The organism is Citrobacter sp. MGH105 (assembly GCF_001037485.2).
In the GTDB taxonomy this organism is placed as follows: Bacteria; Pseudomonadota; Gammaproteobacteria; order Enterobacterales; family Enterobacteriaceae; genus Citrobacter; species Citrobacter portucalensis.
In genome coordinates this window covers 4,737,060-4,761,820 of record NZ_CP073048.1, presented here as the reverse complement: position 1 = coordinate 4,761,820, position 24,761 = coordinate 4,737,060, and the positions used below count along the sequence as shown (strand labels likewise).

At 51.5% G+C, this 24,761-nt stretch carries 28 protein-coding genes; 8 read left to right on the top strand and 20 right to left on the bottom strand.

Annotated features, from left to right (window positions below; genetic code table 11):
• Positions 1 to 137: 137 nt before the first annotated feature.
• The 4 genes from pepE to SK35_RS22790 form a co-directional block, all read right to left on the bottom strand.
• Positions 138 to 827, bottom strand: coding sequence for a dipeptidase PepE (gene pepE, locus SK35_RS22805; protein ID WP_032942056.1), 690 nt, complete (start codon positions 825 to 827; stop codon positions 138 to 140).
• A 111-nt stretch (positions 828 to 938) separates the two neighbouring features.
• Complete coding sequence (locus SK35_RS22800) at positions 939 to 1,217, bottom strand: addiction module antidote protein (RefSeq protein WP_032942057.1); 279 nt, start codon at positions 1,215 to 1,217, stop codon at positions 939 to 941.
• Positions 1,210 to 1,527, bottom strand: coding sequence for a type II toxin-antitoxin system RelE/ParE family toxin (locus SK35_RS22795; protein ID WP_048215149.1), 318 nt, complete (start codon positions 1,525 to 1,527; stop codon positions 1,210 to 1,212). Before SK35_RS22795 ends, SK35_RS22800 begins: the two co-directional genes overlap by 8 nt.
• 262 nt (positions 1,528 to 1,789) lie before the next feature.
• Complete coding sequence (locus tag SK35_RS22790; RefSeq protein ID WP_048215148.1) at positions 1,790 to 2,341, bottom strand: AAA family ATPase; 552 nt, start codon at positions 2,339 to 2,341, stop codon at positions 1,790 to 1,792.
• 254 nt (positions 2,342 to 2,595) lie between these two features.
• On the opposite strand from SK35_RS22790, the gene SK35_RS26950 reads away from it, so the two are divergent.
• Complete coding sequence (locus tag SK35_RS26950; RefSeq protein ID WP_008786892.1) at positions 2,596 to 2,778, top strand: hypothetical protein; 183 nt, start codon at positions 2,596 to 2,598, stop codon at positions 2,776 to 2,778.
• Positions 2,779 to 2,827: 49 nt separating this feature from the next.
• On the opposite strand, the gene SK35_RS22780 is transcribed toward SK35_RS26950, so the two are convergent.
• The 8 genes from SK35_RS22780 to SK35_RS22745 form a co-directional block, all read right to left on the bottom strand.
• Positions 2,828 to 3,640, bottom strand: coding sequence for a shikimate 5-dehydrogenase (locus SK35_RS22780; RefSeq protein ID WP_048215147.1), 813 nt, complete (start codon positions 3,638 to 3,640; stop codon positions 2,828 to 2,830).
• 1 nt (position 3,641) lies between these two features.
• Positions 3,642 to 4,865, bottom strand: a complete 1,224-nt coding sequence (gene sorE / locus SK35_RS22775) for an L-sorbose 1-phosphate reductase (RefSeq protein ID WP_048215146.1) — start codon at positions 4,863 to 4,865, stop codon at positions 3,642 to 3,644.
• Positions 4,866 to 4,933: 68 nt separating this feature from the next.
• Complete coding sequence (locus SK35_RS22770; protein WP_048215145.1) at positions 4,934 to 5,758, bottom strand: PTS system mannose/fructose/sorbose family transporter subunit IID; 825 nt, start codon at positions 5,756 to 5,758, stop codon at positions 4,934 to 4,936.
• Between the two features lie 11 nt (positions 5,759 to 5,769).
• Positions 5,770 to 6,567, bottom strand: coding sequence for a PTS mannose/fructose/sorbose transporter subunit IIC (locus tag SK35_RS22765; protein WP_003826527.1), 798 nt, complete (start codon positions 6,565 to 6,567; stop codon positions 5,770 to 5,772).
• Between the two features lie 65 nt (positions 6,568 to 6,632).
• A complete protein-coding gene (locus SK35_RS22760; protein WP_048215144.1) occupies positions 6,633 to 7,127 on the bottom strand; it encodes a mannose/fructose/sorbose PTS transporter subunit IIB in 495 nt (164 codons plus the stop codon).
• Positions 7,127 to 7,534 carry a mannose/fructose/sorbose PTS transporter subunit IIA gene (locus SK35_RS22755; RefSeq protein WP_048215143.1) on the bottom strand — a complete coding sequence of 136 codons (408 nt, stop codon included), beginning with the start codon at positions 7,532 to 7,534 and terminating at the stop codon, positions 7,127 to 7,129. Before SK35_RS22755 ends, SK35_RS22760 begins: the two co-directional genes overlap by 1 nt.
• A gap of 9 nt (positions 7,535 to 7,543) precedes the next feature.
• Complete coding sequence (locus SK35_RS22750; RefSeq protein ID WP_032942076.1) at positions 7,544 to 8,350, bottom strand: SDR family oxidoreductase; 807 nt, start codon at positions 8,348 to 8,350, stop codon at positions 7,544 to 7,546.
• Between the two features lie 69 nt (positions 8,351 to 8,419).
• Positions 8,420 to 9,373 (bottom strand): sugar-binding transcriptional regulator, encoded by a 954-nt coding sequence (locus SK35_RS22745; RefSeq protein ID WP_048215142.1) that lies wholly within the window; start codon positions 9,371 to 9,373, stop codon positions 8,420 to 8,422.
• Positions 9,374 to 9,716: 343 nt separating this feature from the next.
• Between SK35_RS22745 and rluF the strand changes: the two genes are divergently transcribed.
• Entirely contained in the window at positions 9,717 to 10,592 is an 876-nt protein-coding gene (gene rluF / locus SK35_RS22740; protein ID WP_008786901.1) for a 23S rRNA pseudouridine(2604) synthase RluF, read from the top strand.
• On the opposite strand, the gene SK35_RS22735 is transcribed toward rluF, so the two are convergent.
• The 7 genes from SK35_RS22735 to lysC form a co-directional block, all read right to left on the bottom strand.
• Entirely contained in the window at positions 10,589 to 10,861 is a 273-nt protein-coding gene (locus tag SK35_RS22735; protein WP_003826541.1) for a DUF3811 domain-containing protein, read from the bottom strand. The two genes, rluF and SK35_RS22735, sit on opposite strands and share 4 nt — an antisense overlap.
• Before the next feature lie 73 nt (positions 10,862 to 10,934).
• Positions 10,935 to 11,693: a DeoR/GlpR family DNA-binding transcription regulator gene (locus SK35_RS22730; RefSeq protein WP_048215141.1), complete on the bottom strand. Its 759-nt coding sequence runs from the start codon at positions 11,691 to 11,693 to the stop codon at positions 10,935 to 10,937.
• Entirely contained in the window at positions 11,680 to 12,396 is a 717-nt protein-coding gene (locus tag SK35_RS22725; protein WP_048215140.1) for a Cof-type HAD-IIB family hydrolase, read from the bottom strand. Before SK35_RS22725 ends, SK35_RS22730 begins: the two co-directional genes overlap by 14 nt.
• Positions 12,397 to 12,414: 18 nt before the next feature.
• Positions 12,415 to 13,254, bottom strand: coding sequence for a histidine biosynthesis protein (locus SK35_RS22720; RefSeq protein WP_032942081.1), 840 nt, complete (start codon positions 13,252 to 13,254; stop codon positions 12,415 to 12,417).
• Positions 13,255 to 13,281: 27 nt separating this feature from the next.
• Positions 13,282 to 14,868 (bottom strand): PTS sugar transporter, encoded by a 1,587-nt coding sequence (locus tag SK35_RS22715; RefSeq protein ID WP_048215139.1) that lies wholly within the window; start codon positions 14,866 to 14,868, stop codon positions 13,282 to 13,284.
• Between the two features lie 243 nt (positions 14,869 to 15,111).
• Positions 15,112 to 16,050, bottom strand: coding sequence for a ketopantoate/pantoate/pantothenate transporter PanS (gene panS, locus SK35_RS22710; protein WP_032942083.1), 939 nt, complete (start codon positions 16,048 to 16,050; stop codon positions 15,112 to 15,114).
• A gap of 87 nt (positions 16,051 to 16,137) precedes the next feature.
• Positions 16,138 to 17,487 carry a lysine-sensitive aspartokinase 3 gene (lysC, locus tag SK35_RS22705; RefSeq protein WP_032942084.1) on the bottom strand — a complete coding sequence of 450 codons (1,350 nt, stop codon included), beginning with the start codon at positions 17,485 to 17,487 and terminating at the stop codon, positions 16,138 to 16,140.
• 314 nt (positions 17,488 to 17,801) lie between these two features.
• Here lysC and pgi point away from each other — a divergent pair, with 314 nt between their 5' ends.
• From pgi to SK35_RS22680, 5 genes are all read left to right on the top strand, one after another.
• The gene (gene pgi / locus SK35_RS22700; RefSeq protein ID WP_003826559.1) at positions 17,802 to 19,451 is read left to right on the top strand and encodes a glucose-6-phosphate isomerase; all 1,650 of its coding nucleotides are present in this window, start codon (positions 17,802 to 17,804) and stop codon (positions 19,449 to 19,451) included.
• 391 nt (positions 19,452 to 19,842) lie between these two features.
• Positions 19,843 to 20,085, top strand: coding sequence for an exopolysaccharide production protein YjbE (gene yjbE, locus SK35_RS22695; RefSeq protein WP_003826562.1), 243 nt, complete (start codon positions 19,843 to 19,845; stop codon positions 20,083 to 20,085).
• A 118-nt stretch (positions 20,086 to 20,203) separates the two neighbouring features.
• Positions 20,204 to 20,842, top strand: a complete 639-nt coding sequence (locus SK35_RS22690) for a YjbF family lipoprotein (protein ID WP_020996091.1) — start codon at positions 20,204 to 20,206, stop codon at positions 20,840 to 20,842.
• Positions 20,839 to 21,576 (top strand): capsule biosynthesis GfcC family protein, encoded by a 738-nt coding sequence (locus tag SK35_RS22685; protein ID WP_048215138.1) that lies wholly within the window; start codon positions 20,839 to 20,841, stop codon positions 21,574 to 21,576. The genes SK35_RS22690 and SK35_RS22685 overlap by 4 nt, the downstream gene beginning before the upstream one ends.
• A complete protein-coding gene (locus SK35_RS22680; RefSeq protein ID WP_048215137.1) occupies positions 21,576 to 23,672 on the top strand; it encodes a YjbH domain-containing protein in 2,097 nt (698 codons plus the stop codon). Before SK35_RS22685 ends, SK35_RS22680 begins: the two co-directional genes overlap by 1 nt.
• An 86-nt stretch (positions 23,673 to 23,758) precedes the next feature.
• Here the strand turns inward: SK35_RS22680 and SK35_RS22675 are convergent, their stop codons facing one another.
• Positions 23,759 to 24,211: an acyltransferase gene (locus tag SK35_RS22675; protein WP_008786912.1), complete on the bottom strand. Its 453-nt coding sequence runs from the start codon at positions 24,209 to 24,211 to the stop codon at positions 23,759 to 23,761.
• A 138-nt stretch (positions 24,212 to 24,349) separates the two neighbouring features.
• Between SK35_RS22675 and psiE the strand changes: the two genes are divergently transcribed.
• Positions 24,350 to 24,760: a phosphate-starvation-inducible protein PsiE gene (gene psiE, locus SK35_RS22670; RefSeq protein WP_003031674.1), complete on the top strand. Its 411-nt coding sequence runs from the start codon at positions 24,350 to 24,352 to the stop codon at positions 24,758 to 24,760.
• The last annotated feature ends 1 nt before the right edge of the window (position 24,761 follow it).

Here is a 24,761-nt window from a genome sequence, read left to right as displayed (position 1 = left end):
GCAGTCCGGTAAGCCGGATAAGGCGAAGCCGCATCCGGCAATGTGCGCTGAACTGCCTGATGGCGCTGCGCTTATCAGGCCTACAGTTGTAGCCCGGATAAAGCGAAGCCGCCATCCGGCATCAGACAACAAATCAACTAAAAGCAGTGGCCTGCTTCAACGGCAACCGCTTCTTCACCCGCTTTAAAGATATACGTGGTGTTCGGGCCGCCGAGCACGGATTGACCGTTACTTACCTTAATCCAGTTCCCTTCCGGCAGGCCAATCACCGTCAGCTCCGGTGCCACAACCAGCAGCTCGCGGATACGCTGTTCACGCGTTTCGCCTTTATGGCCTTCCGGCAGCGCGTTGGTGAAGTGTGGGTTAATCTGCAGCGGGAACAGACCCAGCGCATCAAAACCTTTTGGATCGACAATCGGCATGTCGTTGGTAGTGCGGATGGTCTGGCAGGCAAGGTTGGAACCTGCGCTCCAGCCGATGTACAGCGCACCGCGTTTGACGACATCCACAATCGGCGCCAGCAGTCCGCGTTCGCGGCTTTCTTTCAGTAACTGGAAGGTATTACCCCCGCCGACAATCACCAGCTCTGCGTTTTCAATAGCGGCAATCGGATCGGCAACGGTATGAATACCCGTAACGTTGACGCCCATTGGCGCAAAGATGGCAGCCGTTTTCGCCGTGTACTCATCCCAGGTTTGCGTCACGCCAGCGAACGGAATAAACACCGCCGTACGGCGACCATTCAGTTGTTCAGCAATCAGCGGCAGCGCATGTTCCATCCAGCCTTTGCCCGGCAGCGTCGAGTTACTCAATAAAAGCAGTTCCATCATTTCTCCATGTAATCAGAAAATTACAAACCGCGCTAATGCTACCACTATCAGGCTAACGCCTTACTGATATGGCTCACGATGTTGGAAGGGGGGAGATAGAAGCTGAGGCTATTTTTTAAGTGTCAATTCAATGCCGAGTACCTTCATCACTGCAAGGGTGGTTTTCAGCGTCGGGTTACCTTTCTCACTAAAAGAGCGATAAAGCTGCTCGCGGGATAATCCCGTTTCTGCCGCAATGTTCGCCATTCCCTTAGCGCGAGCTACCACGCCCAGTGCTTTTGCAATGTATGCTGCATCGCCTGTTTCGAGGGCATCGGCCATAAACACGGCAATTTCTTCATCATCAACCAGCGCAGTCGCGGGATCGTAGTGAGTAAGTTTATTCATGGCAGAAGATCTCCTGTGAATCCAGTGTACGGGCGAGCATTTTTGCAAGAGTAATATCGTTGGCTTGTGAGCTTTTATCGCCCCCACATAACAAAATGATGATGCGGCAACCTTGCTGTTTAAAGTAAATCCTGTAGCCAGGACCGTAAGAAATGCGCATTTCGCTGACGCCTTCCCCAACAGGTTTAACATCACCAGCTAAACCATTAGCCAGACGAAAAAGGCGTGTGGCAATGAACGTTTTAGCTCTCCTGTCCCGTAGGTTTTGCTCCCAACGCCGGAAAACCATTGTCTGAAGAATTTCCATGATGACGTTCCATGTATTTTATAAACTACATTATGAATTGACAAGTTGAGACTAGAGAGTAAAAAATGGGGAGTAAGGGGAAATGCTTGCTGGAGGAAACAGGAAAGTGTCTCGCAATAATACGTAGTTTTTCAGGATGCTGCGGTTGATACGAGAATCGATGATAGGGGATTGGGAGGGCTTTGTGCCAGGAGCGGAAGCTATATGTCCACTAGAATATGACAGATTCATGCATGGTGATTCACCACTACACGTAGTTGCCGTCTTAGCAGGGTTTTATCTTGGAAAGAATAAAATCCACTCGCTCTTCTACAGAAACACATGGTAATTCAATCAACTGATAGTCATACATACGGTATGTTTTTACCATTGCGTGATATGTCGCGATGGCAACATCGAAAGATTGTTTGCGCTCTGTGTCCTGTACATATATTTCACGCCAGGGTGGTGCAATAAATACGATTCGGTTATAGCGAAATTTCTCGATGGCGTTTTCCAGATGCCTCGGTATGGTAAGTTCAGAAAGACATAAATAACCTACAACATCAGGAACACCACGATCAAAGAAGCAGGGTTGTGTATGCCCTTCCGCTTCATGCCACGAACGCATTTCCCAGGATAGCATCAGCTCTGCAAATGCAGTCTGGTTGGCCCACGGTAATGCATCGCCGCCGATGTTAACCTGGTCTTGGATCACACCTCTTCCAGCTTCTTTAGAACACCAAAACCCTCGTTTTATAATCGTATCAATTATCGTGCTTTTGCCTGACCCTGGGCCACCAGTCAGAATGAATCGATGCTGAAACGCTGAAGACATTGAACTCTCCCAAACCTTCTTAGACGCGATGATTTAGCAATTGATGGCGTACTTTTTGCGTATCGTCATATTACCTGCTGATGGCATGACTAACTACGTTTTATCCCCATTTTAATGTCCGCTATTCTCTCATTTCACAGGCCGATCTACTTTATTTCTCACTCGCCGAGGCGTTCCGCCATCTTGATTGTAGCCATCTCACTACTGAAGAAAATCTGGCGCTATCGTTTGGCTGTGAAGAGGCGCTGGCAGGGTTGTACCAGACGCTGAATTTTATGGGCGAAAGCCTGCTGACCATGGCGGGTGAAGGTCAGGAACATTTTGCGTATGAGAGCATATGCCAGTTAGGACACAGTCTGGTCAACATCAGCCAGTTGATTCCCGCACTGGTGCAGTTAGAAGCGAAAGCTGACCAGCAACTGTTCGCTGTTGCATAGTACCTAAAATAGACAGAGCGCCCACCCCTGGCGCTCTGTTCCTGCTCTCTTACCCCGCCCGCGCAAATTCTGCCGCTTCGGCGATTAGCGCGTCATCTGGGCGTACGCCGGTGTACATGGCGAACTGCTCTACGGCCTGTAAGGCAATCACCTCTGCACCGCTGATGGTCTTTTTACATAATTGCTGTGCCAGTTTGATTACCGGTGTTTCCGGCGGCAGGGCGACGACGTCAAACACCACGCTGGCGGCAGCGACCATTGCTTCGCTGTAGGCCAGTTCATCGCTCTCTTTACCGCCAGCCATGCCGACTGGCGTCACGTTGACCAGAATATCGCAGGTAATCCCTTCCGGCTGCGGTTGCCACTGGAAACCGTACTGTTTTGCCAGCGCCGGACCGCTCTCCCGGTTACGGGCGGCGACGATCACATCGCGAAAACCGGCATCGCGAAATGCAGCAATGACCGCTTTACCCATTCCACCGCTGCCGCGGATCATGACGCGTGCGTGGTTATCAAGCTGGTGGCTGGTAATCAGGCTTTTTACCGCAATGTAGTCGGTGTTAAATCCTGTCAGCGTACCGTTGTCATTGACAATGGTGTTAACGGAATCAATGACTTTTGCGGAAGGGTCGATGGCATCCAGAAACGGCATGCAACTCTCTTTAAACGGCATAGAGACCGCACAGCCGCGAATCCCGAGTGCGCGAACGCCTTTCACTGCGGCCTCAATATCCTGCGTAGTAAAGGCTTTGTAGATAAAATTTAACCCTAACTTTTCATATAGATAGTTATGAAAGCGTGTGCCAAAGTTGCCGGGGCGACCGGCAAGCGACATGCACAACTGGGTGTCGCGGTTAATCATGTTAAATTTCCTCGGCGTGAGACAATATGTACTGTTCGGCTTCCTGCGACCAGATCCCCTGATGACGCTCCAGGATATCGCGCAAGGCCGGATCGTCAATCTGGGTGAGCGCAGTTAACGGCAATGCTTTTCCGGTGTAAACCAGTTTTTTACCCCCACCGACTTGCGGCAGTTCCAGCGTTGTTTCACCTGCCGCATTCAATCCCAGAATGTGTGTCACCACTTTTGCCGCCTGAACTTTCTTCTCTTCGATCAGTTTTACCGCCGTGCGCATGTCGTCGGTATTGCCGCCAGATGTCCCAACATAATGGGTGAAGGCATAGTGCACGTCGTAGAAGTTAATCGGTGCGCTAAACTGCTTATCCTGCGGACCGGCAAAGAAGTTCATGCAACCATCAGCAGCCAGCAAAGAAGAGGCCAGCGTAACCAGCTGTTCGTTGGGCACAAAAACAAAGATGTCATCAAACCCGTGTCCGCCGCTCAGCGCCATCAAGGTGTCATAACCCGCATCCTGGGCGTGGAGATAATGGATCAACGTTTGTGGTTCTGATGGATAGTGCTTGCGGGCGTAGTTCAACTTGTCGTTATTGGTGTCGGTCACCACCAGCAGCGCCGGGTTAACCGGTCCATGCAGTGCATAGTCGATCGCCAGTAGTCCCATTGGCCCGGTACCGCCGAGGATTAACGTGCGCCCCTGCGGACGAATGCCCATCTTATGGTTATAAGTGCCTTCCTGTAGGTGATAGTTGGCGTTGAATGCGCCAATCACGCAGGACAGCGGCTCAACCAACGAGCCTTCAAAATAGGTTTCACCTTCGTAGGCTAACAGGCAGTCCTGCTCCATGACTTCATCAGGAATGATGACGTGCGTGGCTTCACCGCCTACCCACGGGAAGGAGTAGCCGGGGCAGTCCGGGCGATCCGGCAGTTGCAGGTTAGCCTGAATGACATAGCGCTGGCCGGGCTGAAACTTATGCTGCCATTTTTTGCCTACGGCAATGATATCGCCGCAAAACTCGTGACCGATGATGATCGGGTTGGTAGCCACATCGTCTGGCACCTTTTTGTGGTTCTCGCCCTGGTTAGCCTCTTTCCAGGAAGAAAGGCACAGGCTGTCGGTTACGACTGAGGCCAGAATTTCATCGTCCTGCATTTCAGGAAGATCGAAGGTTTCCAGGCGCAGATCGCGTTTACCATAAAGACGTAAAGCTGTTGTTGTTTGCATTGTTACCACCTCTTCCTCTTTCGAAGACTATTTGTTGAAGTAGCCCCGGCATCGCCGGGGCGAAAAAATCAGGACAGGAAGCCCAGCGCGTTACCGATAATTCCCAGCGCAAACAGGGCGAAGATCAGCCATACCGGATTAATTTTCCTGTTGAGCAGACGCACCATCAGCAGCGTCAGACCCAGCGCCAGCAGGCCGGGGCAGAGTTGGTCGAGAATGTTCTGCACGGTCATGGTGACGGTGGTGCCGTCTGCGCCAGGCGTTTGCGATACCACCAGCGGCACGTTGATGCTGGTCCATTTGGTGACCAACACCCCCATGACAAACAGGCCGAGAATCGATGCGCCTTCGGTCAGTTTCTGCAGCAGGTTGCCGCCCATGTCGCTGACGATATTGACCCCTTTACGAAAGCCAAGCTGTAAGCCGTACCACTTCATGGCAAGACGTACTGCATTGAAAATAAAGAAGAATAATAGTGGGCCGAGAATGTTTCCGGACAGCGCCAGCGATGCGCCGAGCGCCGCGGTAATCGGGCGCAATGTTCCCCAGACCAACGGGTCGCCAACACCGGCCAGCGGGCCCATCAGCCCAACTTTGATGCCGTTGATGGCGCCGTCGTCAATTTCCGCACCATTGGCGCGAGCTTCTTCCATCGCGGCGGTCACGCCAATCACCGGGCCGCACACGGCAGGCGTGGTGTTGAAAAACACTAGGTGGCGTTTGAGTGCTGCAACCTGGTCCTCTTTCAGCGGATACAGGCGCTTGATGGCAGGGATCATGTCGTAGCAAAAGCCCAGCCCATGAATGCGTTCAAAGTTAAATGACGCCTGTTGCAGGTTGGAGCGAACAAACATGCTAAACAGGTCGGATTTGGTCAGTTTTTTCTGTTCCATGGCTGGCTCCATTAGTCATCAAGCTGATCGAGAGCTTGAGAAGAGGCGGGTTGCGCCTGCGGTTCGGCTTTACGCCACTGTGGGTTCAACTGGATGTAGACCAGCGCGATAATCACGCCAACCCCACCGAAAGCCAGCAGGCTCAAATCGAGATAACCCCCAGCGATAAACCCGAGGAAGAAGAAGGGCATCAGGTACTTCACGCCCATCATGCGCAGCACCATGGCGTAGCCGACCACCACAATAAAGCCACCGGCAATCTGCAATCCGCGGGTGACGAATTCCGGAATGGCGTTGAGCATATTGCTGACCATATCGGCGCTGACAAACAGCGAGACGATTAATGCAGGAATGGCAACGCGCAGCGCCTGTACGCCGAGAGCGGAAACGTGCAGCATGTCGATGGTGCGAAAGCGGGCGTCTTCGGCTGCTTTATCCGCCGCGTGCTGGAACACCACGGTGATGGTACGGGCGAATACCGTCAGCACCTGACCTGCCGCCGCGACTGGCAGGGCGATGGCGATACCGGTAGCAATGCTTTGCTGACCGACGATAACCAGAATGGCGGAGATAATACTGGCGAGCGCCGAATCGGGAGACTGCGCTGCGCCGACGTTCATCCAGCCAAGAGCGATTAACTCCAGCGTGCCGCCGAGCATAATCCCGGTTTTTAAATCACCAAGGATTAGGCCGATAACGGTACAAGCAATTAGCGGACGGTGGGTCTGGAACTCATCCAGCACGCTGCCCATTCCGGCAATACAGGAAAATAGGAATATGGCGATAATTTGTAGGGTACTTATTTCCATAATATGTCACCTTGTGAATGTGATCATCCCTGCCTGTTAAAGCATAAGTACACAGGCATTTTTATTTATTCAGCGAACGATTGTTCTTCTATTTTTTCGAGAATATTAATAGATGGATCGGATGCGACAACGCGTAAATCCAGCGTAACACCCAGTTTACCTAACTCACGAAACGCATGAATATCGTCGTTATCTAAAGAAACGGCTTTGGTTAATTGTTTTTTACAAGGCCGCCAGGCCATGCCACCAATATTTAACGTGGCGATTTTCACGCCTTGTTTTACCATTGCTAATGCATCCTGTGGGCGGGTAAATAGATAAAAAACGGTTTCGTTCTGGTATTGCGGATTATGGTAAACCGCGACCGCCTTTTCGATATTAACGACGTTCACTTTCATTCCCGGTGGGGCAGCCTGACGTAATAATGTGCGACGTACTTCATCGTTATAAACGTCGTCATTACAGATAATAATCCGTTGGGCATTCGCCACCTTCGACCAGACGGTGGTGACCTGACCGTGGATCAGACGGTCATCAATACGAGCAAGGGTAATGTTCATCAGAAATCCTCTTCGGCCGTTTCCAGATGCTTCCAGACGACACAGGTTTGTTGAGCAATGGTCGTCAGGTGTTCGCACAGTTCATCTACATTCATACTGCTTTGGTTGTCTACCAGCTCCAGCGCCAACGGCAGTGATAACCCGCTAATGACCCGTATCGCCGGATTGTGCATCGCCAGCGTCGCGGCAGCATTCCAGGGACTGCCACACTGTAAATCGACGGCAATCAGCCATTCATCGCTAGTGTGAATACTTACTAACTTTTTTAGCTTTTCCACAATGTCGCTGGCGTTCTCTCCGGGGACAAATGCCACGGCTTCAACGTTGGCATCACCGTAGACCATCTGTACCGATTCCAGCATGGCGCAGGCCAGTTTGCCGTGAGCACAGAAGATTGCATTGACCATAAAACCTCCTTAGCCGCGCGTTTTTCCGCCCGCAATGTTAGTGGTTACTCCGGTGATGTAACTGGCGCGCTCAGATAAAAGATAACAAACAAAATCAGCAACTTCGCTTAAGCGCCCTGAACGACCAATCGGGATCGCGTTCTTGGTGTAGCCCTCGCGCAGCTGTTCGACGGTGATGTTGCGGGTCCAGGCCAGCGCTTCTTCATACTCGGGGGTCCGCAGTCCGGTTTTTTCCAGAATGCCAGGTGCAATACCAACCACGCGGATGCCGTGTTTGCCCAACTCTTTCGACCAGGAACGGGTAAAACTATTCAATGCGGCTTTGGTCGCGGCGTAACAGCTTTGACCTTCAGAACCTTCCAGTCCGCTTTCGGAAGAGACATTCACAATCACGCCGTTACGCTGTTTTATCATTTGGCGTGCCGCTGCCTGCGACATTAAGAACACACCTTTCTGGTTGATATTAACCATTTTTTCGAAAGCAGCTTCGTTGAGTTCGTATTGCCCGGCGGGTGCTTTTTCATCGACCAGCAGACGCGGAAAATTAACGCCAGCATTATTTACCAGCCCATCAATACGTCCGTAGCGTTGGATAATTTCAGCGACAGTATGATTAACCTCTTTGGCACTGGAAATATCCGTTGGCCAGAAATGATACCCGTCATGGCTATCGTATTTACCTTCTCCACCATGAATATCTGCCATTTGTACATTAGCGCCTTGCGCTAATAACTCTTCGACAATCGCCAGACCAATTCCGGATGCACCACCGGTAACAATAATGACTTTGCCCTGCAAGTTTAACCACGTTTGCATAATAAACTCCCGATTCAGATAAGGTGATCCCACATAAAATTAATTATGGCAGGACCAATTAGAATTTATTTACTTCAACAATAATTCAGCGGTATGACTGTTGGTGACTAAACAGTTAATATAATTCCCACGTAATGCGCCTAATATCCCACTGTATTTTTCTTCACCCATTGCAATGCCAATGGAGTAACGCGCCTGTTTTAATTTATTGGTTTCGATGGAGAGCGTCTTTTCACTCATATTGGTCTCTACGGTTACACCGTTGATATCGTAAAAGCGCGAGCAAATGTCTCCGGCGACCTGGCGGGCATGCAGGTCATCACTCTCTTCACTGCCGTAAAAGGCGTGCCAGTTGGCGCCATCATGTATCGCCGGAGATCCAATCCCGACCAGCGCGATGTCCAGATTATCCCAGTACGCAGAAATCGATTTAAAATGTCGTGACTGCATGATCCCGTTACGGATCAGCGGGTTTTCCAGCAGTGCCGGGAAATCTGCCAGGTGTGATTCCCCTTTGAGCTTTGCCGCAGCGCCGTAGGTCAGCGTATTGACGTGGTAGCGGCTTTCAAGCTTGCCGGATGGTCCGCCGATAATCGGCACACAGATCAGCTGGCGCGACTGGCTGGCAGGAGATAATCCTTCCACCAGTCCCCGTACCGCGCGGCCCCATGAGAACCCGATAATGTCCCCAGGTTCCAGTAAGCGTTCCAGCAACTGTGCGCCATGTACGCCCATCATATTAAGTTGTTCATCTTCCTGCTCGCTATCGCAGGAGACTACGACCGCCTCTTTCAGGCCAAATTTCTGTTTTAGCTGCTGTTCCAGCCACAGATTTTCGTTGTAGTCGTAATTAATGGCGATGGTGACGATACCCTGCTCGCGTCCACGTTTTAGTAACCGGCTGATCGTGGTGCGATAAATACCCAGCTCGCGGGCGATTTGCGCTTGTGTCATATCCTGTTCGTAATACAGCTGCGCTATTTTTACGATCAGGCGGATATCATCGCTGTTTTCCGTCGCCATTTTTGGACTCCTGCACATTTGTGCAAATCACGAAATTGCCTTCTTGATCTGATATAACCCCATCTGTTCTCCATCTCAAAGCTATTTTCACTTATTTCAGCGCCCTGAAATGACCGATTGTGTTGCACATTTGATGTGGTGATGGCGCGTTGTCGGCACAGATGTGCATACCTCTCTAATGTATTGATTCTGCTTGTTTTCACTCAACAAAATTGCAGGGATGGATCGCTGACACTTTTGTGTCAAAAGGTGTGACGGATCACAAATAGCGCGTGGACAGTCGAACACGATTATTTTTTATCGTCCGCAAGGTAGGGTATATTTCGCTGTCAAAGGAGAAACTATGCTGCCCGACTCATCCATCCGATTAAATAAATACATCAGTGAAAGCGGAATCTGCTCGCGCCGCGAGGCGGATCGCTTTATCGAACAAGGGAATGTCTTCCTGAATGGTAAACGCGCCACCATCGGCGATCAGGTGATGCCTGGCGACGTCGTAAAAGTAAATGGTCGGTTGATTGAGCCGCGTGAAGCGGAAGATCTGGTTTTTATCGCGCTGAATAAGCCGGTAGGGATTGTCAGCACCACCGAAGACAGCGAACGCGACAACATTGTTGATTTCGTGAATCACAGCAAGCGCGTGTTTCCAATTGGTCGTCTGGACAAAGATTCTCAGGGACTTATCTTTCTGACCAACCACGGCGACCTGGTGAATAAAATCCTGCGTGCCGGTAACGATCACGAAAAAGAGTATCTGGTGACGGTCGATAAGCCGGTCACTGATGACTTTATCCGTGGTATGGGGGCCGGTGTGCCCATTCTCGGTACCGTCACCAAAAAATGTAAGGTGAAGAAAGAAGCGCCGTTTGTGTTTCGTATTACGCTGATTCAGGGGCTTAACCGTCAGATCCGTCGTATGTGCGAACACTTTGGCTATGAAGTTACCAAGCTTGAGCGTACGCGTATCATGAACGTTGGTTTGTCTGGTCTGCCGCTTGGTGAATGGCGCGACCTGACAGATGACGAACTGATCGATCTGTTCAAGCTGATTGAGAACTCGTCCTCAGAAGCCAAACCGAAGGCGAAAGCGAAGCCAAAAACCGCAGGCATTAAGCGTCCGGTGGTGAAAATCGAAAAATCAGCGGAGAAAGAGAAATCGCGCCCGGCGGCAAACGGTAAGCGTTTTACTTCGCCGGGACGTAAGAAGAAGGGACGTTAACGTCTGCCGCGCGTCGGCGTATTTGCTGACCAGGAAAACGATGCTTCCGCATCCGGTTTATAGGCCTGCTTTTTCTTCAACTGGCGGGCTTTTTTAGCTTCTGCTTCGCGCAAGGCCATCAGTTTATCGATGTACTCTTTCTTGATGCTGTTGGTCTCTGCGTTGGTCAGCAGACGACCATGCGCAATGCGCGCGCGGTCGAGCAGCGTTTTCAGTTCACGCTGTTCGCGCTCGGTCATCTCTTTTTGGGTAATGCGGGGGAGTGCCATAAGGGTGCCCTCTGTTAGCCGATATCCTCAGTGTACGGTAATCCAGAACCTGCTGATAGCGTCATGTATTGTATTATTCAGCAATACGTAATTTTCCGGCGAAGTCCTGCTGTGTATAGCCCGTTGTTCTGAATCGTTTGTCTGTGATGATGTTATCGATCTCTTTTAATGTGGCGATACACATCACTCCGTCCTGGCCAAATTTTGTATGGTCGGCAAGAATTACCGACTTTTTACTCATAGCAATCATTGATTTGGCAACATAGGCTTCATCGAAGCTTTTCACCAGGACACCATGTTGAGGTGAAATACCACCCGCGCCGATGAAGCAGATATCTGCGTGAATAGTGTTTATTTGCTGACAAACGGAGACGCCGAGATTGGCACGGAAATGGTAGTCATATTCACCACCTAATACATAAACGCGCGCTTTAAGATTATGTTCTTTTATTTTATCGGCAATTAAGGCTGAGTTAGTAATAACGGAGTAGGCCAGAGGAGGTAATTGTTCGGCCAGAATAAGATTTGTTGTACAGGAGTCAATGAATAGAGTGTCGTGCTCGCAGACCATCCCGGCGGCAAGTTTACCAATTGCCATTTTTTCTTCGCGGTGTATATCAATCCGCGCGCCAAATTCATCTTCCTGAACAACCTGCTTTTTGACGGCTCCGCCGTGAATCTTGGTAATTTGCCCTTCAGACTCCAGGATGGAGAGATCGCGGCGAATGGTCTCTGATGTGACTTTTAGCGTTTCCGATAATTTGATAACCGTCACTTCACCGAATTTATTTAATTCATCGAGGATATGTTTTCTTCTTTTAATCGGGTTCATTATTTTCCGCCAACGTCGTGCTTTGGCGCATGGTAACTGGATGTGCAGAGCAACGCAACCACTCCAGCGCACAGACAATACCCTCATCATCATTAGAGGCCGTCACATAGCTGGCTTGTCGTTTTACTACCTCAGGCGCATTCCCCATTGCAATACCAATGCCGGCGGCGGAAAACATACTGATATCGTTTTGCTGGTCGCCAATCGCCGCAACTTTATCGGCTGTTATATTTAGCTGGTGCATTAACATGCTAATAGCATAACCTTTATTTATTTCGCTACGTTGGATATCAATGTAAAGTGGTAATTCAAATAAACGGGCTTCATAAGTTGTCCATGGCGCTACCTGTAGGTCGCAACGATGATAAATAGCATCGGCGCTAAAAAAGTGATGAGGGCAGAGGGAAAGTGCAATATGTCGGTCAATATCCCGAAGATTCATACAAGAGAGCGCTGCAGTATGAATATTGCGCTGCTGCGCCATCTCGAGGATCTGACCTCCGTTAAAGCCTGCGCACCAGCCAAACAGCGCATTAACCTGCTGCTGCTGTAGCAGGCGCATCATAGAGGAGACCGGTCTGGCGGAACAGGCGACCAACAGGCCACCGCGCTGGTGGAATTCTACGAGTGCTTGACGAGTGCGTGGACTGATTGTCTTTTGCGAAGTCAGTAGTGTTCCATCCAGATCGGTGACCAGTAACATGCTTTTTTTCCCTTAATATCAATGCGCAATAAACGGTGTGACAGCCTCTTTGGCGGCGTTGCAGACCATATTGTCGATTGCCGTACCGACGACCAGAATATTGACCCCGGTATCCTTAAACGCTTTGGCATTGGCGAGGTTAATTCCGCCTTCCGCCAGCGTCGGCACGCTTACCGCGCCGACCAGCGCCCACAGGCGATCTTTAATGGCTTGCGGAATATCACCTGCGGCTACGCCTTCGTAGCTCATACCGGTCATTAAACCAATCATGTCGACGCCAATCTCCTGCATCCGTTTTGCTACGCTGGCGACCTCTTCTGGAGTGCGCGCAGGAATACCGAAGGTATGCAGGTCATCCGGGTGACCAATATAAGCATCAACGGTCAGGCCATACTGATGGGCGAGATTAACGATGTCCTGTAGATCGTCCCAGTCGGATTTATGAGTGTGTAAGCCATCGGCACCAGCACGAGCAATCTCCAGTATCTCTGTTTCCGTGAGCGGGACCGGTAACGTTTCGGTAAAGCCACCTGCGATACCGACGGTAATGAAGATATCGTCAGGAACCACATTACGTACGCCATGTACTGCTTCGGCCATCTGGCTGTTGGTGATTTCGTGGCGGATTTGTTCTGCCGCGTGCATGTTACTCACCCCCTTATGCCCACGCGCCAGCGCCAGTGCGGGATGGTTCGGTTCGAGCAGCTTAACGCCCGCCTCACATACTGCTTTTGCCAGACGCGCATCGTCGCCGGTTATCCCTGTGCTGAGGATGGTCTGCCCGCCGTGCAGCGTGATGGCATCTTTCACTTTCTGTAACGCTTTAGCGCGTTTTTTATTCATATCGCCTTTAAACATGGTGTACCTCTGGTGTTGGTGCATTAATTAATGGGCTGACGCGGTAGATTCTTTCTGTGCGACAGCCTTAAAACGGTTGGCAATAATGGTGGAAATACAGGTCAGGCCCATGACGGTAACCATCACAATCGCCATTTGCAGCGCATTGCTGGATAAGAACGGAGAGGCAAATGCGGGGACATAAGCTACGCCTTTGACGTTAAAGAAACCCAGCATCATGCCGCCCAGACCGGCCCAAACGATCGCTGAACCAAAGACAATTTTGTTGGCAAACATGAACGGATAGGCCGATTCAACGAAGGTCCCAAAGCCGAGGTTGATAAGCAGGCCGGGCGTCGCGACGGCTGCTTCGCTTTTTTCTCGTGGTGCGATGACGTTAGCCAGGTTGATTCCTGCAGCAACCATCACCAGGCCTACCATATCGACAGCGCCGAGGAAGCTGACTCCGGATTTTTCCATTTCCAGGAGCACCAGCGGCAGAATGACTGCGTGATAGACTCCCCCCAGAATAGCTGGCCAGATAACCAACCCAGCCAGCAGGCCGGCAAGAATAGGGCTGAAGGCCAGCGTGCTTTCGATAGCCAGTTTGATGTAATTACCTGCTGACAGCGCCAGCGGACTCAGCAGATAGTGCATGATTAACCCAGCGGCCAGGCCTGAGATCCCACCCGCTACAATGTTGACGGTGGTCATCGGAAAGCGCCAATTCAGGCATAATTCGAACAGCCAACGAACGAAAATCCCGGCCATCAAACCACCGATGATCCCTCCAATCAGACCGCCTTCGACGGAAAGTACTCCGGCGACCACCCCGGCCACAATTGAGACTTCATCCAGTTCCGAAATCTGTTTTGCTGCGAGAACCGCAACTAAAACCGGTAGGCCCTTCAGTAGAATTTCAAAGATATCGTTGAGTTTTTCCAGGCCCGGAATGTGACTGAGTGCGAGCACGATTGCCATGGCAATAAAGCCCGGCAGCGCAGGGATCATTATGCTGCGAATATTGAAGCGCTTAAGCAGACTTTTTCCAGAACCGCCCTGTGAAGGAGAGGCACTGCCCAACTGTGGTTTGTATTTAACGCCCCAGTACTTACACAGTGATGCGATGAAGGAGACTGCGCGGGTTCGGCTGGTGGTACCCGTCGTGCCCGAGGTTGCGACGACATTTGCCCCTTTTGCCGCCACTAGCGCCATTGAGGTTCCGCCGGTGCCAACAATCGGTGTTTTCATTTCAACAGCTGCGGCAAAGACCGCCTGGTTGGCCTTCACCGGATCGGCGCTCATCACGATGATCCCGTCGATCTCACCGTTACGGATCATTTCAGCAATCCTGCAATCGCTCTCAACTACCGAGTCGTTCACATCTGAAAGTTTGCCCTGAAATATCCTTTGTGGTTTTTGTTGGTTTTCTGTGGTTAGTGCAAATACCGACGCTGGCGTGTGAGCTTTGGCAACGTCCATTGAGGCTTCTGCCGCAATGAACTGCACAGCGGCAACTTCCACTCCTGCGGCTTCGCACTGCTGGTAAATTTCCTGGAGTAGCTTTTCTGGTTCAGCACCACCCAGGTTGTAGAGGTTGCCTCCACTGCTTCCAATAATCGCAATTTTTTTCATAGCGGCCTCGAAGATAGGGTAAGGGTTTATCTGTGTTGTAGTGAAATCATATTCCCAATTAAAACAAACTAAATCAACATTAGAAAAATGATTAAATTTGAATTAAAAACAGGTTTGTTTGTGTATTTTTTTGAAAAATAACAATTAAATAATTATTTTGTTTTATGTTGATGTTTGTTGTTTTGTGATGGGGTTCAAATGCGGGTAGGGAGAAATGGAGGATGCCTCCTCCATTTATGAAGATTAGTGTTGTTTTACTGAGTGTGGTTTCTCTTCAATCGACTTACCGGACCAGTAGCCTGCCAACAGCGAACCGGAAAGGTTGTGCCAGACGGAGAATAACGCGCCAGGCAGGGCGGCAAGCGGGCCAAAGTAGATCTTGCCCAGCGCAGCGGCAAGTCCTGAATTCTGCATGCCCACTTCAATTGCCAACGTACGGCAGGTTGACTCGTCGAAACCAAACAATTTTCCGCCCCAGTAGCCGCTGAGCAGGCCAATGGTGTTATGTAGGATTACGGCGATAATGACCACAAAGCCGACGGATGCAATGTGCGAGGCAGAACCCGCCACGACGGCGCTGATGATTGCCAGAATGCACACCATTGAAAATGCGGGCAGATACGGTTCCACGACTTTTACGACGCGTGGGAACAGGTGGTGAATGACCAACCCCAACGCAATTGGAATGACCACGATCTGCAGGATACTCAGCAGCATACCCATCACATCCACCTGGATATGCGCGTCGACATACAGCCGTGTCAGCAGCGGTGTGGCGACAACGCCGACCAACGTTGAAACCGATGAAATAGTCACAGAGAGCGCCACATCGCCTTTTGCCAGATAGATCATTACGTTTGATGCTGTTCCGCTGGCGACGCTACCGACCAGCACCATCCCTGCGGACAATTCCGGCGGCATATTAAATGCCAGCGCTAAAATCCATGCGGCGAGCGGCATCACCAGATAGTGCAGGAAAATACCCGCCGCGACTGGTGCAGGACGTGAGAGTACGCGTTTAAAGTCGTCTACCTTCAGGTGAACGCCCATACCGAACATGATCAGCATCAGTAACGACGGCACGAATGGCCCGACAGGCGTAAAGGTGGTGGGCGTGTAATACGCAACAACAGAGAGCAGCAGTGCCCATAACGGGAACAGCCGCGTGAGAGTAGCGAGCATGTTATATTCCTTGCGATTGAAATGTGTTGTTATAAAAAAGCCGGGTTCGAGCCCGGCTATCGTTATTGTTTATTGCGTGATGAAATTTTATTCAAACAAATTATGGTGCAGCTTCTGTACCACCTGTTCGGCTTCAGTACCGGGCACCAGGAAGCACAGGTTATGACTGGACGCGCCGTAGCAAATCATGCGGATGTTGAATGGCTCCAGTACGCCGAACACCTCTTTACCCACGCCACAGGCTTTGGACAGGTCGTTACCAATCAGCGCCACCAGCGCCAGGCCTTCTTCCACTTCAACCCGACACAGGGCAGACAGTTCCATCAGCAGAGACTGTGTTAACAGTGTATCGCCGGTGGAGGTCGAACCGGTGGTATCCAGCGTCAGCGCCACGCTGACTTCGGATGTGGTAATTAAATCGACCGAAATGTTATGGCGTGCGAGGATGCCGAACACTTCCGCCAAAAAGCCGCGAGAGTGCAGCATATTCAGGCTATGCAGCGTTAGCAGCGTTTGCTTACGGCGCAGTGCCAGCGCCCGGAACAGCGGTGGATTCGCGGTTTTATTGCATACCAGCGTACCGCCTGCTTTTGGATCCTTACTGGAGCCAACAAACACCGGGATATCGCTACGTACGGCAGGTAACAACGTTGCCGGGTGTAGCACTTTCGCGCCAAAGGTCGCCATTTCTGCGGCCTCTTCAAAGGCGATTTCATCAATACGCTGCGCCGCCGGAACAACGCGCGGATCGGTCGTGTAAATGCCAGGAACATCGGTCCAGATATCGACGCGCGTGGCGTGCAGCGCTTCGGCCAGCAGGGCAGCCGTATAATCGCTCCCGCCGCGCCCCAACGTGGTGGTGCGGCCTTTACCTTCACTGCCGATAAAGCCCTGAGTAATCACCAGACCTTCGCTCAGACGCGGGGCCAACTGGAGCGTTGCCAGTTCGGCCAGCGCCGCGACGTCAGGTTCTGCGCGGCCAAAACGATCGTTGGTGCGCATCACTTTACGTACGTCAAACCACTGCGCCTGCACGTTGCGTTCACGCAGGATCTCGACGAACAGCAGGGTAGACATCAGTTCACCGTGGCTAACCAGTTCGTCGGTCAGCGCGGTTGAGGTCGCCAGTGACGCTGCTTCTGCCAACGTGGTGATGTTTTCCAGCAGACGGTCGATCTCTTCACGTATCACGTTTGGATAACGCAGGCGTTCCAGAATATTGAACTGAATTTGACGAATGGCATCGAGTTTTTCGAAGCGCGCGGTTGGCTCCAGCCCTTCAGCCAGTGCGACCAGCAGGTTGGTGATTCCCGCAGAAGCGGAAAGTACCACTACACGGACGTTAGCATCAGAAAGTACTACATCAGCGCTGCGATTCATGGCATCAAAATCCGCCACGCTGGTACCGCCAAATTTGGAGACAACTACATCAGTCATAACTACCTCGTGTCAGGGAATGAATAGAGCGACCATGGCACATAAGGCAGAACAGAAACCGGTGCAGGCGCAAATGCAAATACCGTATTTATAAATAAAATGTGTAGCTTGCACTGTCAACGCTGGGATTATGCGGATTTTTCATGCTGCAACTGCGTTGAGTAACGGTACTAATAACAACGCTGATAACCGCTATACTTTTTAGCCACGTTTGGCGGATGCCCTGGCAATGGCATTAAAACAATCACACTTTTCTGTGACTGGCGTTACAATCGATCTCAGTCACAATTCTCAAAATCAGAAGAGTATTGCTAATGAAAAACATCAATCCAACGCAGACCTCAGCCTGGCAGGCACTACAAAAACACTTTGAAGAAATGAAAGACGTTACTATCGCGGATCTTTTCGCGAAAGATAGCGATCGTTTCACTAAGTTTTCCGCGACGTTTGACGATTTGATGCTGGTGGATTTCTCCAAAAACCGCATCACTGAAGAGACGCTGGCTAAACTGCAGGATCTGGCGAAAGAAACCGATTTGGCGGGTGCCATCAAGTCCATGTTCTCCGGTGAGAAAATCAACCGCACTGAAGACCGTGCCGTGCTGCACGTGGCGCTACGCAACCGTAGCAATACGCCTATCATCGTTGACGGCAAAGATGTCATGCCGGAAGTGAATGCTGTGCTGGAGAAGATGAAATCCTTCTCTGAAGCGATCATCTCCGGAAGCTGGAAAGGCTATACCGGTAAAGCCATCACTGATGTAGTAAACATCGGTATCGGCGGTTCTGACCTCGGCCCGTTCATGGTGACTGAAGCGCTGCGTCCTTACAAAAATCACCTGAACATGCACTTTGTGTCTAACGTCGATGGTACGCACATTGCCGAAGTGCTGAAGAAAGTGAACCCGGAAACCACGCTGTTCCTGGTCGCTTCCAAAACCTTCACCACCCAGGAAACCATGACTAACGCCCATAGCGCGCGCGATTGGTTCCTGGCGACCGCAGGCGACAACAAGCACGTTGCCAAACACTTCGCTGCGCTCTCCACTAACGGTAAAGCGGTTGGCGAGTTCGGAATTGATACTGCCAATATGTTCGAGTTCTGGGACTGGGTTGGCGGTCGTTACTCCCTGTGGTCTGCAATCGGTCTGTCCATCATCCTGTCCGTAGGCTTCGACAACTTTGTTGAGCTGCTCTCCGGCGCGCATGCGATGGACAAACACTTCTCCACCACTCCGGCTGAGAAAAACCTGCCGGTGCTGCTGGCGCTGATCGGTATCTGGTACAACAACTTCTTCGGTGCCGAAACCGAAGCAATTCTGCCGTATGACCAGTATATGCACCGTTTCGCGGCCTACTTCCAGCAGGGCAACATGGAATCCAACGGTAAATACGTTGACCGTAACGGCAATGCGGTGGATTACCAGACTGGCCCAATCATCTGGGGTGAGCCGGGTACTAACGGCCAGCATGCGTTCTACCAGCTGATCCACCAGGGCACCAAAATGGTTCCATGCGATTTCATCGCGCCGGCCATCACCCACAACCCGCTGTCGGATCACCATCCGAAACTGCTGTCTAACTTCTTCGCGCAAACCGAAGCGCTGGCATTCGGTAAATCTCGTGAAGTGGTTGAGCAGGAATACCGCGACCAGGGTAAAGATCCGGCAACGTTGGACCACGTTGTGCCGTTCAAAGTGTTCGAAGGTAACCGCCCAACGAACTCCATTCTGCTGCGCGAAATCACGCCGTTCAGCCTGGGTGCGCTGATTGCACTGTACGAACACAAAATCTTCACTCAGGGCGCTATCCTGAACATCTTCACCTTTGACCAGTGGGGCGTTGAGCTGGGCAAACAGCTGGCGAACCGCATTCTGCCAGAGCTGAAAGATGGTTCCGAAGTGAGCAGCCACGACAGTTCTACCAACGGTTTGATTAACCGTTATAAGTCCTGGCGTGCCTGATAGCACACACTTGTAGGCCGGATAAGGCGTTTAGCCGCATCCGGCATTAATGAAATAAAAAGCCGATATTAATATCGGCTTTTTTATAAGAATGCTCCAGGATATCTACGTTTTAACTTCATACCTTAATTGAGCTTAATCCTAAAATAATTTTATTAATGTTATTCAATTTCTGATGTTTTCGGATTTACCGGATATTGCATTTTAATTTTTATATTTTAATTTATTGATTTAATTGTTTTTGTTGTATTTTTTAATCATTTTTCCTTTCGTTATCTAATTATCCTAAATTCCCGCGTGGCGTAATTTGCACACTTTGGCTTGTGTATACTCGATCTCGCCCGAAATTCTTTTGGGTAAATCTCCATTCATACAATGAAGGGAATTTGTGATGAAAAAAGTTCTGTATGGCCTGTGGGCTATATCTGCGCTTGCGGCGACTTCTGTCTATGCCGCCCCCGTTCAGGTGGGTGAGGCAGCAGGGTCGGCTGCCGCGTCGGTTTCGGCAGGAAGTTCCTCCGCAACCAGCGTGAGCACCGTAAGTTCTGCAGTGGGGGTCGCCCTGGCGGCGACCGGTGGCGGCGATGGTTCTAATACCGGAACCACAACCACCACAACCACCAGTACCCAGTAATAAAGGTACGTTTAATTCTAACCACACTTCGGTGTGGTTATTTTGAATTGCCAAAAGTATGTGGGATTTGTAGGCCGGATAAGCGTTGCGCCACCCGGCAATAATGCGGAGAAACGTCGTGAAGCGACCAGCGCTCATAATGGTTTGCCTGTTACTGCAGGCGTGCTCAGCCACCACCGAAGGGTTGGGGCATTCGCTGTGGGATAGCGTGTTTGGTACTCCCGGCGTACAGATGACGGACGATGAAATCCAAAATATGCCCTACGCCAGCCAGTATATGCAGCTAAACGGCGGTCCCCAACTGTTTGTGGTACTCGCGTTTGCGGAAAACGGACAGCAGAAATGGGTGACTCAGGATCGGGCTATTCTCGTCACGCAGCATGGGCGCATTGTGAAAACGCATCTCGGCGGGGACAACCTAATTGAGGTGAATAATCTGGCGGAAGACCCACTCATCAAACCCAATCAGATAGTCGATGGCGCAACGTGGACCCGCACAATGGGCTGGACTGAACATCAGCAGGTACGCTATGCCACCGCGCGATCGGTTTTCAAATGGGATGGCGCAGACACCATCAAGGTCGGCAGCGATGACACGCCGGTACGGATCCTCGATGAAGAGATAACGACCGATCAAACGCGCTGGCATAACCGCTACTGGATAGACAGTGAAGGGCAGATTCGCCAGTCGGAACAGTATCTAGGCGCGCATTACTTCCCGGTGAAAACCACGCTGATTAAGGCGGCAAAATCATGATCAAACGAGTCGTTATGGCGCTGCTGTTGAACCTGAGCGCAGCGTCTGTTTTTGCTGCGGGCAGCGTTAAGGTCTTTACCTCCGCTAGCGAAGAGCCAAAAACGCTGACCGGGGCCGAACATCTGCTCGACCTGGTTGGACAGCCGCGGTTGAGCAATAGCTGGTGGCCAGGCGCGGTTATCAGCGAAGAGCGGGCAACGATGGAGGCGGGACGTCAGCAGCAGGCATTACTGGCTCGTCTGGCAGCGCTGAGTGCTGAAGAAAGCGGTGACGATGCCGAGGCTATCAACACCTTACGCCAGCAAATTCAGGCGCTGAAGGTGACTGGCAGGCAGAAAATTAACCTTGACCCGGATGTGGTGCGCGTCAGCGAGCGAGGTAACCCGCCGTTGCAGGGCAATTACACGCTGTGGGTCGGAGCGCAGCCAACGCATATCACGCTGTTTGGCCTGCTAAGCCATCCGGGTAAACAACCGTTTATGCCCGGGCGTGATGTTGCCAGTTATCTCGATGGGCAAAGTCGGCTCAGCGGCGCGGATTGTAGCTTCGCCTGGGTTATCTATCCTGACGGGCGCACGCAAAAAGTACCTGTCGCTTACTGGAACAAACGTCACGTTGAGCCGATGCCCGGCAGCATCATTTATGTCGGACTCTCTGATGCTGTCTGGAGCAGCACCCCGGATGAAATTAATGCCGACATTCTTCGCACCCTGACCCAGCGGATACCCGAATAATGAGAAAAACTTACCTGCTCAGCTTACTGGCGCTGGGCGTAAGCGTTGCCTGCCACGGTGAAACCTGGCCCGCGCCCATTGGACCTTCGCAGTCCGATTTTGGCGGCGTGGGGCTGCTGCAAACCCCAACCGCACGCATGGCACGTGAGGGCGAAATGAGCCTCAATTACCGCGATAACGATCAGTACCGCTACTACTCTGCGTCGGTGCAGCTCTTCCCGTGGTTGGAAACCACGCTGCGCTACACCGATGTGCGTACCAAAAAATACAGTAGCGTGGAGTCGTTTTCTGGCGATCAGACTTACAAGGATAAAGCTTTTGATCTCAAACTACGGCTGTGGGAAGAGAGCTACTGGATGCCGCAGGTGGCGGTTGGCGCGCGAGATATTGGCGGAACTGGCCTGTTCGATGCGGAGTATATTGTGGCGAATAAAGCCTGGGGGCCGTTTGATTTCTCGCTTGGCCTGGGCTGGGGATATCTCGGGACCAGCGGTAACGTCAGCAATCCGTTTTGCTCATACAGCGATAAATTCTGCTATCGCGATAACAGCTACAAGCAGGCCGGTTCTATTGACGGCAGCCAGATGTTCCACGGCCCGGCATCACTGTTTGGCGGCGTCGAGTATCAGACGCCCTGGCAGCCGTTGCGTCTGAAACTGGAGTATGAGGGAAACAATTACCAGCAGGATTTTGCGGGCAAGCTGGATCAGAAGAGCAAGTTTAACGTCGGCGCTATTTATCGCGTCACCGATTGGGCCGACGTTAACCTCAGCTATGAGCGCGGGAACACCTTTATGTTTGGGGTCACGCTGCGGACTAACTTCAACGATCTGCGGCCAAACTATAACGACAATGCCCGCCCGAAATATCAGGCACAGCCGCAGGATGCCATCCTGCAACATTCGGTGGTGGCGAATCAGCTAACGCTGCTGAAATATAACGCCGGACTGGCCGATCCTAAAATTCAGGTGCAGGGCGATACGCTATATGTGACCGGTGAACAGGTGAAATACCGTGATTCGCGCGAAGGGATCGAACGTGCCAACCGGATCGTGATGAACGATCTTCCCGACGGGATCCGCACGATCCGTATTACGGAAAATCGTCTTAACTTGCCGCAGGTGACGACCGAAACGGAGGTTTCCAGCCTCAAGCGTCATCTGGAAGGTGAACCGTTGGGCCATGAAACCCAGCTGGCGCAAAAACGCGTTGAGCCCGTGGTGCCGAAAACGACCGAGCAGGGCTGGTATATCGATAAGTCACGCTTCGATTTCCACATCGATCCGGTGCTTAACCAGTCGGTGGGCGGCCCGGAAAACTTCTATATGTATCAGTTGGGCGTGATGGGAACGGCGGATTGGTGGGTTACCGATCACCTGCTGACCACCGGGAGTTTGTTCGCCAACATCGCCAATAACTATGACAAATTTAACTACACCAACCCGCCGCAGGATTCGCATTTGCCACGAGTGCGTACCCATGTGCGCGAGTATGTGCAAAACGATGTCTACGTGAATAACCTACAGGCCAACTACTTCCAGTCACTCGGAAACGGGTTCTACGGACAGGTTTACGGTGGCTATCTGGAAACCATGTACGGCGGAGCGGGGGCAGAAGTGTTGTATCGTCCGTTAGACAGCAACTGGGCGTTTGGTGTTGATGCCAACTACGTGAAACAGCGTGACTGGCGTAGCGCGCAGGACATGATGAAATTCACCGACTACAGCGTGAAGACCGGGCATTTGACGGCGTACTGGAATCCGTCATTCGCTCAGGATGTACTGGTGAAAGCCAGCGTGGGCCAGTATCTGGCGGGAGATAAGGGCGGAACGCTGGAAGTGGCGAAGCGCTTTGACAGCGGCGTTGTGGTAGGCGGCTATGCGACCATCACCGACGCCTCGCCGGATGAGTACGGAGAGGGTGATTTTACCAAAGGGGTGTACGTATCCGTGCCGCTGGATCTGTTCTCGTCAGGTCCGACCCGCAGCCGTGCGGCGATTGGCTGGACGCCGTTAACGCGTGATGGCGGCCAGCAGCTTGGACGTAAGTTTGGTCTGTACGACATGACCAGCGACAGAAGTGAGAACTTCCGTTAATCGAGCCGTTTGCCAGCCGGATGACGCTACGCTTATCCTGCCTGTACTGCAGGCCGGATAAGGCGTTTACGCCGTCAGCTGGCAAGTTACAGGCGACGCAATAATTTTGCCGGGTTTCCTGCATACACGCCTTTCTCGGTGATCGATTTGGTCACCACGCTCCCCGCACCGATGACCGCGCCATCGCAGATGGTGACCGCCAGAATGGTCGCTCCACTGCCGATTGAGACATCGTTGCCAATCGAAATTCTTCCCCAACTGTTGCGGTCGGCGTTGGGTTTTCCTTCGCGAAACATATCGTTGGCGAACATCACGCCATGACCGATAAAACAGCGGGCACCCAGGGTGACATATTCGCAGATGAAGGTGTGCGACTGAATTTTGCTGTCTGCGCCAATTTGCGTATTACCCTGGATTTCAACAAATGGCCCGACAAAAACGTTGTCACCCAATGTGCAATTGTAGAGATTTGCGGGTTCATAAATTACCACGTTCTCACCGCAGGTAACGTTGCGGACAGCGGATTGTCTTAGCTGCATACTTCATCCTGTGAAATGTGTCGTGACATTCATCATTCCCCGCTGACCTTTCTTGCACAAAACATAAACAAAAAATGTAGATCTCTGTCACATTTTTGCGTTATACATGAACCTCGCCACTGAGTAAGAGGTGCTGTTATGACGTCGCTATCTCGTCCGCGAGTGGAGTTTATCTCCACCATCTTACAGACCGTGTTGAATCTGGGACTGCTGAGTCTGGGCCTGATCCTGGTTGTATTCCTCGGGAAAGAAACGCTGCATCTGGCGGATGTGCTGTTCGCGCCGGAACAAACCAGCAAGTATGAGCTGGTGGAAGGGCTGGTGGTTTACTTCCTCTATTTTGAATTTATCGCGCTGATTGTGAAGTACTTTCAGTCGGGGTTTCACTTTCCGTTGCGCTATTTTGTTTATATCGGGATCACCGCGATTGTGCGGTTGATCATTGTCGATCATAAAGCACCGATGGATGTGCTGATCTATTCTGCGGCGATCCTGCTGCTGGTGATCACCTTGTGGCTGTGTAATTCAAAACGGCTGAAGCGAGAGTAAA